The organism is Streptococcus suis, from assembly GCA_002831545.1.
Lineage (GTDB): Bacteria > Bacillota > Bacilli > Lactobacillales > Streptococcaceae > Streptococcus > Streptococcus suis_P.
Genome location: CP025095.1, coordinates 247,352 through 261,316, shown reverse-complemented (window position 1 = coordinate 261,316; position 13,965 = coordinate 247,352). Strand labels below are relative to the sequence as shown.

15 protein-coding genes are annotated in these 13,965 nt (G+C 41.3%); 10 read left to right on the top strand and 5 right to left on the bottom strand.

Annotation, left to right across the window (positions count from 1 at the left end; genetic code table 11):
• Positions 1-88: 88 nt before the first annotated feature.
• A complete protein-coding gene (locus tag CWM22_01375; GenBank protein ID AUC92819.1) occupies positions 89-1,201 on the bottom strand; it encodes a peptidoglycan-binding protein LysM in 1,113 nt (370 codons plus the stop codon).
• 234 nt (positions 1,202-1,435) lie between these two features.
• Here CWM22_01375 and CWM22_01370 point away from each other — a divergent pair, with 234 nt between their 5' ends.
• Positions 1,436-1,540 carry a hypothetical protein gene (locus CWM22_01370; GenBank protein AUC90674.1) on the top strand — a complete coding sequence of 35 codons (105 nt, stop codon included), beginning with the start codon at positions 1,436-1,438 and terminating at the stop codon, positions 1,538-1,540.
• Between the two features lie 69 nt (positions 1,541-1,609).
• Here the strand turns inward: CWM22_01370 and CWM22_01365 are convergent, their stop codons facing one another.
• The gene (locus tag CWM22_01365) at positions 1,610-2,593 is read right to left on the bottom strand and encodes an oxidoreductase (protein ID AUC90673.1); all 984 of its coding nucleotides are present in this window, start codon (positions 2,591-2,593) and stop codon (positions 1,610-1,612) included.
• Positions 2,594-2,677: 84 nt separating this feature from the next.
• Between CWM22_01365 and CWM22_01360 the strand changes: the two genes are divergently transcribed.
• From CWM22_01360 to CWM22_01330, 7 genes are all read left to right on the top strand, one after another.
• Positions 2,678-3,568 (top strand): ribonuclease HIII, encoded by an 891-nt coding sequence (locus CWM22_01360; protein ID AUC90672.1) that lies wholly within the window; start codon positions 2,678-2,680, stop codon positions 3,566-3,568.
• A gap of 10 nt (positions 3,569-3,578) precedes the next feature.
• A complete protein-coding gene (gene lepB / locus CWM22_01355) occupies positions 3,579-4,208 on the top strand; it encodes a signal peptidase I (GenBank protein AUC90671.1) in 630 nt (209 codons plus the stop codon).
• Between the two features lie 218 nt (positions 4,209-4,426).
• A complete protein-coding gene (locus CWM22_01350; GenBank protein AUC90670.1) occupies positions 4,427-6,919 on the top strand; it encodes an ATP-dependent RecD-like DNA helicase in 2,493 nt (830 codons plus the stop codon).
• A gap of 105 nt (positions 6,920-7,024) precedes the next feature.
• Positions 7,025-7,720 (top strand): hypothetical protein, encoded by a 696-nt coding sequence (locus tag CWM22_01345; protein AUC90669.1) that lies wholly within the window; start codon positions 7,025-7,027, stop codon positions 7,718-7,720.
• 248 nt (positions 7,721-7,968) lie between these two features.
• On the top strand, positions 7,969-8,352 hold the full coding sequence (locus CWM22_01340) for a hypothetical protein (protein ID AUC90668.1): 384 nt from the start codon (positions 7,969-7,971) through the stop codon (positions 8,350-8,352).
• Entirely contained in the window at positions 8,313-8,555 is a 243-nt protein-coding gene (locus CWM22_01335; GenBank protein ID AUC90667.1) for a hypothetical protein, read from the top strand. The genes CWM22_01340 and CWM22_01335 overlap by 40 nt, the downstream gene beginning before the upstream one ends.
• Positions 8,539-8,889 (top strand): hypothetical protein, encoded by a 351-nt coding sequence (locus CWM22_01330; GenBank protein ID AUC90666.1) that lies wholly within the window; start codon positions 8,539-8,541, stop codon positions 8,887-8,889. Before CWM22_01335 ends, CWM22_01330 begins: the two co-directional genes overlap by 17 nt.
• Positions 8,890-9,014: 125 nt before the next feature.
• Here CWM22_01330 and CWM22_01325 read toward each other — a convergent pair.
• Positions 9,015-9,862 (bottom strand): IS630 family transposase gene (locus CWM22_01325; protein AUC90665.1). Its coding sequence is split into 2 segments (ribosomal slippage): positions 9,015-9,559 and positions 9,559-9,862, totalling 849 coding nucleotides; the frame shifts between segments, so codons are not numbered across the junction.
• Between CWM22_01325 and CWM22_01320 the strand changes: the two genes are divergently transcribed.
• Together CWM22_01320 and CWM22_01315 are read left to right on the top strand one after the other, a co-directional pair.
• Positions 9,759-10,052 (top strand): hypothetical protein, encoded by a 294-nt coding sequence (locus tag CWM22_01320; protein AUC90664.1) that lies wholly within the window; start codon positions 9,759-9,761, stop codon positions 10,050-10,052. The genes CWM22_01325 and CWM22_01320 overlap by 104 nt on opposite strands.
• A 228-nt stretch (positions 10,053-10,280) precedes the next feature.
• Positions 10,281-11,888, top strand: coding sequence for a transposase (locus CWM22_01315; protein ID AUC92818.1), 1,608 nt, complete (start codon positions 10,281-10,283; stop codon positions 11,886-11,888).
• A 313-nt stretch (positions 11,889-12,201) separates the two neighbouring features.
• On the opposite strand, the gene srtB is transcribed toward CWM22_01315, so the two are convergent.
• Both srtB and CWM22_01305 read right to left on the bottom strand, forming a co-directional pair.
• On the bottom strand, positions 12,202-13,038 hold the full coding sequence (gene srtB, locus CWM22_01310; GenBank protein ID AUC90663.1) for an SrtB family sortase: 837 nt from the start codon (positions 13,036-13,038) through the stop codon (positions 12,202-12,204).
• Positions 13,039-13,107: 69 nt separating this feature from the next.
• Positions 13,108-13,782, bottom strand: coding sequence for a hypothetical protein (locus CWM22_01305; GenBank protein AUC90662.1), 675 nt, complete (start codon positions 13,780-13,782; stop codon positions 13,108-13,110).
• Positions 13,783-13,965: the final 183 nt, after the last annotated feature.

Below are 13,965 nucleotides of genomic sequence, written 5' to 3'. Positions count from 1 at the left end.
TTGTCTGAAAGCTAATTCATTCGACTATATTACTACATATAAAGCAATAACCGTTTCAGATAAGGCTGAAACGGTTATTTTTGTAAGTCTAATTAAAAGATACATGCACATGATCGTAGTGGTTTTCAGTAATACTTCCACGGTCTGGCATCAAATTCCAAGTATATGCAGGTCCATAAATACTTGCATATGGAGCATAAAAACGTTGTTTCCAGATAATATAAGAAATATTTTTCGCACCCATATTGGCAATAGCATATTCTGCTACTTGATCCCCAAGTGCTGAACTTTGTGGTACCATGAAGTCAATTGCCAATCCCTTACCATGGTCGCCAAAATCACCAGGACGGTAACCTGAGAAAGAAGTAATACCGAAGGCATTTGCCACTTCTGCGCGGAAGGCTGCTACCTGAGGTTGCAAACCGACATCATAAGCACTTGTACTTGTTGTAGTGGTTGATAGGGCTGTCACTTGTGGAGTTTCAACTACAGGCTGTTCTACAACTTCCTCTACGGGCGCTTCTACTACAGGCTGTTCTACAACTTCCTCTACGGGCGCTTCTACGACAGGCTGTTCTGCAACTTCCTCTACAGGTGCCTCAACCACAGGTTGCTCTACAACTTCCTCTACGGGTGCTTCTACGACAGGTTGCTCTACAACCTCCTCTACAGGTGCTTCTGCTACAGGCTGTTCTACAACTTCCTCTACAGGCGCTTCTACTACAGGCTGTTCTACAACTTCCTCTACAGGTGCTGAGTCGGTAACTGATGAAATTTGATCCAAGGGAACAACCGTATCCTCAACCGTTACTTGATTGGTTGTTAGGTCAACAGTTGCCTGAACGGTCTCATTTGTGTTTCCCTGAACAGGAGCTTCAATCTCAACCTGAGTCACTTGATTGTTTTGGTCAACAGTCGTCGTCAGTACCGTATCAGGGAAAATCAAGTTGACATCTGCAATTTGATTTATTTTCGCCAGCAAGTCCATATCAATATTCATAGCTGAGGCGATGGCAGATAAGGTATCTCCATACTGAACAGTATAGGTCATCTTTCCTTCTTCTTGTACAATTTCTGGGCTAATTTCAGAAACAGTACGTGGAGCCCATTCGATGGCTAAAACATTTGTCGAAATCATCCCTGTACTAAAGAGGGAAAGAGCCAATGAGGATGTGTATAACATCTTCTTATTGTTTTTCATGATAGGTGTTTTTCTCTTGCGACGCATATGTTGTGGTTTATTTGTTCTCTTACGTTTCATAATCTTATTCCTTCTTTATTTTTGAGATGGTTCTATCTTACCTAAATTAAATCTGAAAAACAAGCCTTCAACCGTTCTTTTAAATAAACTGTCTCCACTATGTAATCTTAGGACTTTTCTGTCACACAATCAATATAAATGTCATCTGACTGTCATATTATTAGATAATACTCAATGAAAATCAAAAACAGACTCGGAGACGCAGATGCAGATAGAACTAAAGTTCATCAAATCAAGTCAACAACGTCTGGATTTTTGAAGAGTATAAGTAAAAAATAAGAGTAAGGCAGTAATCCAACAATTGGCTACTAACTCACTCTCATTTCTATTTTCGGATTAGTCAAGATCCTACATTTCTTCAGGATAAACCAAGCCCCATTCTTTGCGGAGTTGGGTCATGATATCCATGACATCTTGGGTGTAGGTCAGGTGCATGGTGTTTTCAATTCCAGCCACAGCTTTTTCCATATCTGCCACTTCATAAGAGAGGGCCTTGACTGTCTCGCCAGCCTCAATGATTTCTTGACTGCCGTCTTCGGTATAGGTAATAACCGCCTTTTGTCCACGAGGATACTCGTAGAGCTCAATGTAGCCTTTATCGTAGGCAATCGTTCCGCGTTTTGGCTGTTTGGCATGGAGAGTCAAGGCGATGGTCGCCATTTCTCCTGCATCATTGCTGAGCAAAATACCCACTTGCTCGTCTACACCTGTCGGAGCCAATTTAACCTGAGATAGGACTTGATTTGGCTTTTCCGTCATAAACCAACGGACAAAGGATAGAGCGTAGACACCGATATCTAAAAGAGCACCACCTGCCAAGTTCTTATTGAAGAAGCGGTTGGTCATGTCGTATTCCTTGTAGCTACCAAAGTTCATCTGAATCATCTTCAACTCTCCCAGCTTACCACTGGCAACAACTTCGCTCAACTGACGATAGATTGGCATATGGAAAATGGTCATGGCTTCTGCCAGAATAACCTGATTTTCCTCTGCCAGTTGAATAGCTTCTGCCAATTCTTCCGAATTCAAGGTAATGGACTTCTCACAGAGGACATGCTTTCCAGCCTTCAAGGCCTTTCTCAAATAATGGATATGGGTATTGTGAGGCGTAGAAATATAGACAATGTCTACTTCAGGATCCACAAACACTTCATCGATTTCCCGATAAACTTTCTCGATGCCATATTTTTTAGCAAACTCCACACCCTTGTCATAGGTACGGTTGGCCACCGAATAAAGATTTCCCCCCATAGCCTGCAAGGCCTGAACCAATTCGTTGGCAATGACACCTGTGCCCAGAGTCGCCCACTTGTACTGTACTTGATTTTTCATTGTCTACCTCACTTTCTCCTTCTATTATAGTAAAAACCGCCCTTTTCTGCACACTCTATCCAGCATTTGTGATACAATAAAAACATGAATACAGTCGTACTAAAGGTCTCTCCACAAGTAGCGACCAAAATGATCAGCCACTACGCGGCCTACCAAGCACATAGCAAAAATCCCTATATGACAGCCTTTTTCAAGCTAGAAGGGACCAGCCTGTCCATCTACACTTCTGGAAAAGTCGTTTTTCAGGGGGAAATGGCAGAGCAGGAAGCAGGGCTCTGGGGCTATGAGCCAGAAAGCTCTGAACAGACGACCATACCTGGTCAAAACCTGCCCATGATTGGTACGGATGAGGTTGGAAACGGGTCTTATTTTGGAGGTTTGGCAGTCGTTGCTAGTTTTGTCCGCCCAGAAGACCATGCCTTTCTCAAGTCGCTTGGTGTGGATGATTCCAAGAAAATGACAGACCAGAAAATCTGCCAAATCGCCCCTCTCTTAAAAGAGAAAATCCCCCACCAAGCTCTGCTATTGTCACCGAAAAAATACAACGAAGTCATCGAGCAAGGCTACAATGCGGTGTCTGTCAAGGTCGCCCTGCACAATCAGGCTATTTTCCTACTCTTGCAAAAGGGTGTCCATCCTGAGAAGATTGTCATTGATGCCTTTACTTCTAGCCAAAATTATCAAAAGTACTTGAAGAAGGAGGCAAACCAATTCGCCAATCCGGTTACTCTAGAAGAAAAGGCTGAGGGCAAGTACCTGGCTGTGGCAGTATCTTCTATTATTGCTAGAGCTATGTTTTTAGAAAATCTTGTCCAGCTTGGTCAATTGGTAGGCAGAAGCCTGCCTTCAGGAGCTGGCAGTAAGTCCGACCAAGTCGCAGCCAGCATCTTAAAAGACTATGGCATGGCTGGTCTCAATGAGACTGCAAAACTTCACTTTGCTAATACGCAAAAAGCACAAAAATTATTGAAATGAGGAAAAAAATATGGGAGCAATCCAAAAAACAAAACGCTCACCACTAGTCGCCTTCTTAGCTGAATGGGGCATCTTTTTACTGTTTATGGTAGCTTTTTTTGCCAGTCGATACTTTATCTGGAATCCTGTATCTGTCGATGGCCATTCCATGGACCCAACGCTTCAACACCAAGAAAAACTCATCATGCTAAAAACGACCTCTATCGACCGCTTTGATATTGTTGTAGCCAGTGAGACAGACAGCGACGGCAAGGAAAAACTGATTGTCAAACGTGTGATTGGTATGCCAGGTGACACCATTCGCTACGAAAACGATGTCCTCTATGTTAACGACCAAAAAGTGGACGAGCCTTACTTAGATGAATATCTAGCTGCATTCCAGAAAGATAAACTTCAAGAAGTCTATTCTTACAACAAACAATTCCAAGCTGTGGCCCAATCTGCTGAAGCTTTCACACAAGATGCCAATGGTTACATAGACTTTACCGTGACAGTCCCAGAAGGACAATACTACCTGATGGGAGATGACCGTCTTGTCTCACTAGATAGTCGTAGTGTAGGAACATTTTCCCGTGAAAACATCAAAGGAGAAGTTGTCTTTCGCATGTGGCCTCTCAACCGTATTGGGACTGTTGATTAATACTCTTCGAAAATCAAAACTATCCGTTGTCAAGAGCCTTGATGAGTGAAAAGCTCCGGTGGAGCTTTTCAGCCTGTTACCTTGAAACAAGACAGTAACAGAGTTCTATCATCAGCTTCGTTTCCTAGGCTATTTTTGATTTTCATTGAGTATAACACAAACAAGTTTGGAGCAATCCGTTCCAAACTTCTTTTTCATTATTATTGGAAATAAACTCTATGAACGAAGTGTATTTTACCGGCACTATTGACCGGATTATTTTTGAAAATCCTAGTAATTTTTATAAAATCCTTCTCCTTGAAATCGAGGAGACAGACGCAGACTATGATGACTACGAAATTATTGTGACTGGAACCATTGCCGATGTCATCGAGGGAGAAGACTATCGTTTCTATGGCAATCTGGTCACCCATCCCAAGTATGGTCAACAACTACAAATCACGCGCTACGAACGCAGCAAGCCTACCTCAGCTGGTCTGGTTAAGTATTTCTCCAGCGACCATTTCAAAGGAATTGGACGTAAAACAGCTGAAAAAATCGTTGAGCTCTATGGCGAAGATACCATCGACAAAATTTTAGCTGAACCTGAAAAACTAACCCAAATCACAGGCCTATCCAGCAAGAACAGGCAGGCATTTGTGGAAAAGCTCCGCCTCAATTATGGAACCGAGCTGATCTTGGCCAAACTAGCCGAGTATGGTATTCCCAATAAATTGGCCTTTCAAATCCAAGACCAATATAAAGAAAAAACACTTCAGATTATTGAAGAAAATCCCTATCAACTGGTCGAAGATGTCCAGGGGCTCGGCTTTACCATTGCCGATAGGATTGCGGAAAACCTGGGAATTGCCAGTGATTCACCCCAACGTTTTCGGGCAGGCATGCTATTTAGCCTCATCCATCGCTCCATGGAAACAGGCGATACCTATGTGGAGGCCAGAGACTTGCTGGAAGCAACCCTTGAACTGCTGGAAAAATCCCGCCATACAGAACTGGACCCCGCTGCTGTTGCCCACGAGTTGACAGGACTGATTGCAGACGACAAGGTACAGCAAGAAGGCACCAAGATTTTTGATAACAGCCTCTACTTTGCCGAACATGGTATCCATAAAAACCTGACCCGCCTGATGGGAAAAAATGGTTTCAAACCCTTCCCACGCGCAGACGTCGAGGCTGCCATAGCAGAGCTGGAAACCATGTCTTCCCTGACCTACGATGACATTCAAAAAGAAGCCATCATCCAAGCCATTACCAATCCGCTTTTCATTCTGACAGGCGGACCAGGGACTGGAAAAACAACGGTTATCAACGGTATTATCGCAGTCTATGCCATCTTGCATAAGATTGACCTGACTCGCAACCGAGAAGAATGCCCAGTCCTTCTTGCCGCTCCAACTGGACGAGCAGCCAGACGAATGAATGAGTTGACAGGTCTACCTTCCGCCACCATCCACCGCCACCTCGGTCTGGTAGAAGGACAAGAAGAATCCTACCGAGATGACTACCTCGAAGCTGATTTCATCATCGTGGATGAGTTTTCTATGGTAGATACTTGGTTGGCAAACCAGCTCTTCCAGAACATCTCCTCCCAGACCCAAGTTCTGATTGTTGGCGATGCGGAGCAATTACCTTCTGTCAGTCCCGGTCAAGTCCTTGCTGACCTCTTGAAAATTGACAAGCTACCCAGCATCACTCTGGAACGCATCTATCGTCAATCCGATGATTCGACCATTGTTACCCTAGCCAGCCAGATTCGCCAAGGAGCTCTGCCTAGCGATTTCCGCGAAAAAAAGGCTGACCGCTCCTATTTTGAAGCGCAAAACGAACAAATTCCAGCTCTGATTGAGCGTATTGTCGGCGCAGCCATCAAGTCGGGCATTCCTGCAAACGAAGTACAAATCCTCGCTCCCATGTACCGTGGTGCTGCAGGTATTGACCAACTCAACACCATGACCCAGGCCCTGCTCAATCCACTGGAAGAAGGAGAGTTAGAATTCCTCCATAACGAGCAAGCCTTCCGCCAAGGCGACCGGGTCATTCATCTAGTCAACGACGCCGAAGCCAATGTCTTCAATGGCGACTTGGGCTATATTACCGACCTCCTGCCTGCCAAGTACACCGACTCCAAGCAGGACGAGATTACCATCAACTTCGACGGTAGCGAGGTCACCTATCCCCGTAACGAATGGTACAAGATTACCTTGGCCTATGCCATGTCCATCCACAAGTCCCAGGGCAGTGAGTTCCAAGTCGTCATCCTTCCCATCACGCGCACCAGCCACCGCATGCTCCAGCGCAATCTGGTCTACACCGCCATCACCCGCTCCAAGAGCAAGCTCATCCTCCTAGGCGAAATCTCCGCCTTCGACTACGCCGTCAAAAACGCCGGCACCGTCCGAAAAACCTATCTAGTCCCACGTTTCCAAGGAGAAATGGCAGAGCAGGACAGCAAGGAAAGTCTGACTAAAAACGACGAAAGCAAAACAGCCACAGCCAAGCCAACCCAGCCCCCTGCCCAGTCAAATAAGCTAGAACAAACAGATCCAGTAACAGAAAACAGCCAACAACTCTCACTTCTTGATCAAGACCAGTCAGAAGCAACAAATATACAACCCAGAGAATACATTTTAACTGTAGACAACCTACTAACCATCGACCCCATGATTGGCATAGAACAGGCAGATATTGAAGAGTTTTTCAGGAAAAGATAACAAAAATATTTCTTTTGTTACAAAAATGTTACAAACATTACAATTTTGTGTTGACGAACTTGTTTTTATTTGTTATACTCTGTTTATAAGCGGAGGTAAGAACAAATGAAAAAGATATTCAACTACTCAGTATTGTTGCTCTCTGTAACCTGTCTATTGACAGCTTGTTCAGCAAAAAAACAAAAAAGCTTGACAGAAGCAACCACCAGTAAAACGACCCAAGCAAGCACCAAGCAGACTAGTTCCTCCAAGCCTGCTAGTTCCCAAGAAACTACAACTGAAGCCAATTCATCAGCAGAGGCTAGTCAACAAAACCAGGAAACTCAGAACTCTCAAGTCGAAGAAAGTGTCCTAAGCACCGAAACGACTCACACTCAGCTCCTAACCCTACCAGCTACCACTATTCCCGACAGTCTAGTTGGAAAATGGCAAGGAAGTAGCCAACAAGCGCGTAATATTGAGGTAACTATCAGCGCAGACGGTACCTTTACTACTTATGAAGATTTTCGACTTAGTGAAAACGAGGAAGGAGAACACCTCATCCATACCTACACAGCCCGAGTTACAGATCTAGTTGAATATGCTCCAAACCACTACCTAATCCGCGAGGCAGAGGGGGAATATTCGGCTCTTCTCCCTGGAATGACTGGATTAGGAGGAAGAATTGCACCAGGATTTATCCTAGAAGGTGGACAATACAAGGTTGTTATGTGGGGAAATCCTTTTGATTCATCAATCGAAGCAAAATATGACCTAGTATCCGAACCCAAAGTGTTGGTAACACTCGAAAAAGCCGAATAACCATTTAAGCGAACTGAACAACCTCAGTTCGCTTTTTATGTATGAAGGAAATACCAGTCTTTGATAGTCACCAAACAAATATACCATAAGAATCTAACAGCCCGCTAGACAACTATTCTAGCAGTTTTTTGTTTAAGATTATCAAAAAATTGGATTAGTTGTGCTATAATTTACTTAGGTAAAGTTGCTCTATTTTTCGAATATGTACTATGAGGACCATCCTCTATCAAATGAATTCGGAGAAATTAATGAGCAGAAGAAGACAACGTATCAACCCAATGATGGATATAGCTGCCAAAAAAGTATTCAGTGATTCAGAAGTAACCACTGAATTCATCGAAGCCTTTCTAGGCTTCCGTCCCCAAAAAGTCACCATTCTGAATGGTACGGTGGCTGACTTAAAAATCGAACAGGAAGGTTATTTTAGCACTACTGTATATGTACTTGCCTCTTTAGAGGACGATACACAGGTCATTATTGAAATTCAAGTTGCACACCAACAAGGATTTTTGAAACGATTGTGGATCTACATTTGCCAACATCTGGTAAAAATCTACCAAATGTCCGACAAAAAGTCGCAAAAACCCACGAAATGTACGATAAAATCCAACCCGTTTATGGTATTGCCTTAGTAGGAAGCAACTACTTTGATGATAAACGACCTGTTCGTTCATTTGTCATCTCAGATTCCGAAACGGGGCAGGCTTTGAAACTTTCTTTTGACAATTCCAAACAGTTAAGAACCCCTTTTGAGATGGTTATCGTGGAATTGAAAAAAACTTGGACATGGAAAAATCAATACCAAACAACAGCTATGGTTGGAATTTTTCGCTAATAGAAAATTTAGCCAAAAACAAATCAGGGTCATTCAGAAGGCTGAATATCTGTTGAATATCAAAAATTGGACAAGGGAGGAACAAGAAATGATTCATACGTGGAACCGAAACGCTGCAAACTACTTTGAAACCATGCAGATTAAATATGAAGAAGGGCAAAAGGAAGGTGTAAAAATAGGAATTGAGCAAAAAACTCAAGAAATCCTTCTTGCTATGTTTCAGGCTGGAAATTCTGACGAAAACATAGCACTCGTAATGAATATACCTATTGAAGAAGTGAAAGTTTTACGGAAAAAAATTAGTTTAAAGGAATGGGGTGAATACGAAAACTAACGCAGTCAACTACTTTGAAACCATGCAGATCAAATATGATGAAGGTAAAGAGAAGGGCATCAGAAATGAAAAGATCAAAACGTTGAAACGGATGTTGAAGGCTAGGATTCCTGCGGAAACTATAGTCAACTGAAACAAGAGCAGGACAAAAGTGCCTCAAGGAAACTATCGCAATTCGGCAATACTTTTCTGAGGTGTTTTTTGATATGAGCCCATGTTTTCTCAATAGGATTATACTCAGGTGAGTAAGGAGGAAGTGGTAACAGTCTATGCCCCTGCTCTTCGCATAAATCTTTTAGCTTGCTCATCCTATGAAACTTTGCGTTATCCATAATGATAACGCATGGTGTCTCTAAATTGGGGAGTAAGAACGTTTTGAACCAAGCTTCAAAAAAGTCGCTAGTCATAGTATCTTTGTATGTCATTGGAGCTGTAAGCGCACTGTTTATGAGACCTACCACTAAAGATATCCGCTGGTATCTTCTTCCAGATACCTTACCTTTTATCAACTGACCTTTCAAAGAGCGACCATATTCTCGATGAAAATATGTCTCAAACCCTGTCTCGTCAATATAAACAGGAGTCAAGTGGCTTAAGTTATTCAATTCTTTCAGGAACAGTTCTACTTTTTCAGGGTCTTGTTCGTAGTAGGTGCTGCTCTTTTTTTTCGAGTATATCCCATAGCTTTGAGAGCGTAATGAATAGCAGTTGGATGACAGTCAAATTCAGAAGCTATTTCAGTCAAATAAGCATCTGGATGAGTTTCAAGATAATTCTTTAATTTATCTCTATCCACTTTTCTTGGTTTGGTTCCCTTAACTTGATGATGAAGTTCGCCAGTAGTCTCCATTAATTTTAGCCATTGATAGATGGTGTTCCGTGAAATATCGAAAACAACAGATGCTTCAGTAATACTGCCGGTTTTCTCACAGTATGCGAGAACTTTTTTACGAAAATCTAATGAATATGCCATAAATACATTATATCATAAATGTACTGATTTTGTTTCATTTAACTATATCTCTATTGCTACCAACTTCATTCTAGATAACGTTACTGATTTTCAACACGATTTCCAAACCGAATATATGGAGGATTCAAAGCATAATACCCGGGAGTTTGACAGTTTGAAACCACCAAAAGTGTCACAAACGTTGATGTGACGCTATTTTTTTGTCAAATTCTCGCACATTTTTATTGCGTACTTTCTCGTACTGTGGTATAATAGAGTGAGGTGCGAATCCATGAGAGTTAAAAAATCAGTATCTAAAAATACTATCAACTATGCCATTATCAAAGATATCAAGGTCGGAAACAAACGGACATCAACCATTGTCGAAAATCTCGGCAATCATGAAACTCTTCAACAGCTACATCCCGAAATGGAACCAATGGAATGGGCAAAATTGCGGGCTAAAGAGTTAACCGAACTTGATAAAGAAGATAAACAAGAAATATTAGTCAAACTTCATGAGAATAAACAGTTGAAACAAAATCAACGAAATGAATATCATGGGGGATATTTATTTCTACAGAATATCTATTATCAGTTGGGATTGGATAAAATCTGTCAAGATATTCAGAAGAGGTATCACTTTAGTTTTCACTTAGATACCATTCTTTCTCGTCTCCTCTACGGCAGAATCCTATTCCCATCCTCTAAACGGTCTACTGCTCATTTTTCACAAACTCTCCTAGAACCTAAAACTCTGGAACTCCAGCACCTCTACCGAGGATTAGAAATTATTGCCAAAGAAACTGACTTTATTCAAGAACAACTCTATAAAAACTCAACTGCACTTTCCTCTCGTAAAACTGATGTCCTCTATTACGACTGTACAAATTTCTATTTCGAAATTGAGGAAGAAGATGAGGAGGGGCAACTGAGACAATATGGCTATTCTAAGGAACATCGACCGAATCCAATCGTTCAAATGGGGCTGTTTATGGATTCTCAAGGAATTCCATTAGCTTTCTCCGTCACACCTGGTAATACGAATGAACAAACGACTATGAAACCTTTGGAGAAGAAGATTATCAAGGATTTTGAAAAAGCTCAATTTGTGGTCTGTACAGATGCTGGACTATCTTCTATTGGAAACAAACGCTACAATAATATCAGCGGGAGAGCCTTTGTCACAACTCAATCTATCAAAAAGTTAAAGAAAGAAGACAAAGACTGGGCTACAGCTTCTACAGGTTGGCGGTTGATGGGAGATAAGTCCGAGACATTCTATGATATTTCTGCACTAGATGAAAGTAATCAAGACTTTCTCTATAGACAAGTCTTTTACAAAGAATGCCCCTTACCACAAGATGGGCTAGAAGACCAACGATTGATTGTAACCTTCTCAGCTAAATACAGAGATTACCAAAGAAAGATACGCGAACGCCAGATTCAACGTGCCTCAAAATGGATTGGAAAACCAGCTGACTACAAGAAGAAACAATCTACAGATCCTAAGCGTTTCCTAAAAGTAACAGAGACAACAAGGGATGGAGAAATAGCTGAGAAAACGTTTATTGAGTTGGATGAAGAACGAATTGTTTCTGAAGCTAGATTTGATGGAATTTATGCGGTAACAACAAACTTAGACGATACGATTGAGACCATTGTTTCCATTAATCAGAGAAGATGGGAAATTGAAGAATGTTTCCGTATTATGAAGCATGAATTGAAAGCTAGACCAGTTTATTTAAGTCGAGAAGATCGCATTTCTGCTCACTTTACAACTTGCTTTCTTGCTCTTATACTCTATCGTTACTTAGAGCTGGCGGTTCAGAAGCAATTCACATGTACTGAACTCATTGAAACCTTACGTTCATACACCTTTAAGTATCTGCCTGGTTTTGGTTATCTACCTAACTACACTCGGACGGCTATTACTGACCAGCTGCATCAGACATTTGGATTCAGAAGTGATTATCAAATTCTAAGCGAAAAAAAGATGAAAAAAATTTTACAATCGTCAAAATCGAGAAAAAGTACGCATTTTTGATATAAAAAGAAAACCTCGCTAAACCCTTGATATGCATAGGGTTAGGGAGGTTTTTTGTCTTGTAAAACTGTCAAAGACGGGATTATATCATAAATGTACTGATTTTGTTTCATTTAACTATATCTCTATTGCTACCAACTTCATTCTAGATAACGTTACTGATTTTCAACACGATTTCCAAACCGAATATATGGAGGATTCAAAGCATAATACAGTCGCTAGAAAATGGTCTAGCGGCTATTTTCGTATTTCGAGATGATTTCAATACAAAAAAACACCTGAAAGATATTCTTTCAGATGTTTCGTATCGCTCTTAGCGAGTTGGTACGTAGGTAAGTTTGTCTTTATTTGTAGCAACGAAGTCAGCTAGTTCTGACTCTGGTACTTCACGAAGGTAGAGGTTAGCACGAATCGTTACGTCATCTTCACGACAAGTAGACAAGACAACGTATTTGTCTGATTCATTAATCGTAATTGCGTCGTTTTTGGTAACGGCACCTTCGCGGACAGCTGTCAATTGCTCAACGAACTGCTGATTGTTGTCAAAGCTTGTACGATAGAAGGCTGTACTTTCAGGGACGATAATCATGAATGCAGCTTGATAATAGTGAATCTTCTCAGGAGTACGGATGACAACGAATGGATGTTCATTAAAGAATGTTTGGTCATCATAGTAGTTAACATCGTTGAACATACGGCTATCTGGAACCTTTGAACCACGAGCGTGACCGAAAAGCCAAGTCAATTGATCTGAGAAATCACTCTTGTTGTCCATATCCATGAAAACAGTACCCATGAATGGATCTTCACCTGAACCGTCAAATAATTTTGATAGATAGGTTGAGTTATCAGTCGTTTGTACAACAGGCTCGTCCAATTTTGTACCAGGTCCATAAACATAGGCAATGGTATCGCTGTTAATCGCTTTTAAGCCATCAAACTGCTCCGTTAGACTTTTCTTCTCTTCATCTGTGAGTTGATAAGCTTGAGCTCCAGATGAGGTTGACTGGACTGTTGATGTTGGGTTACTACTAGTGCCTTTTGATGAGCCACCGCCATTAATAAGGAAGAATCCTCCGATTGCAATCGTAAAGACGGCCAGCAGGCTCAAGAGCGCTAAAATCAGTTTATTATTTTGTAATTTTTTCATTTTTCATATCACCTATAAAAAATAAAGTTGCCTGAAATAGGCAACTTTAAATTCTTAAGCTTGAACTAATTATTTAGCTGCGCTTGTTTTTGGAAGTGTTTTAGCACCAGTTTCAGTTTTAGCTGCTGCTACAGTTTTAGCTGCTGCTTTACCGTTACCGTTAGCTGCTGCATCTGCTGCTGGAGCTGCGTTACCTGGGTTTTCTGGGTTACCACCAGCGTTCAACCATGCTTGCTCAAGTTGAGCCAATTTAGCCTGTTCTTCCAAAAGTACAGCATGCTTAGCGTCTGCATCTTTTTTAAGTTCAGCAACAACTCCTTGAGTGTATTCAAGGTTAGTTTTAGCTTCTTCTAGAGTACTTTTAGCTTGAGCAACAAGAGCTTTACCTTGTTCATCAGCTTCAACCAATTTTTGACTTGCTTCTTCTGGAGTAGAGTATGATTGTTGTTTAGCTTGTTGAAGAAGGATTTCAGCAGTTTTGTTAGCAGTCTTAACTTGTGCTTCACCAGCTCGAACAGCTTCTTCAGAAGCAATCAAGTCGTTTGTTTTGTTAGCAAGTGTTTCTGCTGCTGCTGCTGCTGCTGCTTGAGCCAATTCAACTTTACCAAGTTGGATTTGATAGTCGCGACCAATTTGAGCTGCTTTTGCATCAACTTTTGAGCTAGTATTGAATGCTGAGTTGTTGTTAGCAAAAGTAGTAGCAACTGGTGCTGTAGCTGCAACCAAAGCTGCAACTGTAGCCAATGTTACGAATGTTTTTTTTCATGATAAAAAACTCCTTTTGTTTTTCTATATATAGTTTTCTGCCCTTGCAGATACTCATATTATAAATTAACTTTTTATCTATGTCAACCCTTTTTTAAGATTTTTTTAAAAATTTTTTTATAGCTAAATTCCCAAAGTAAGTTCTAGTCTGTCTTAAAAACT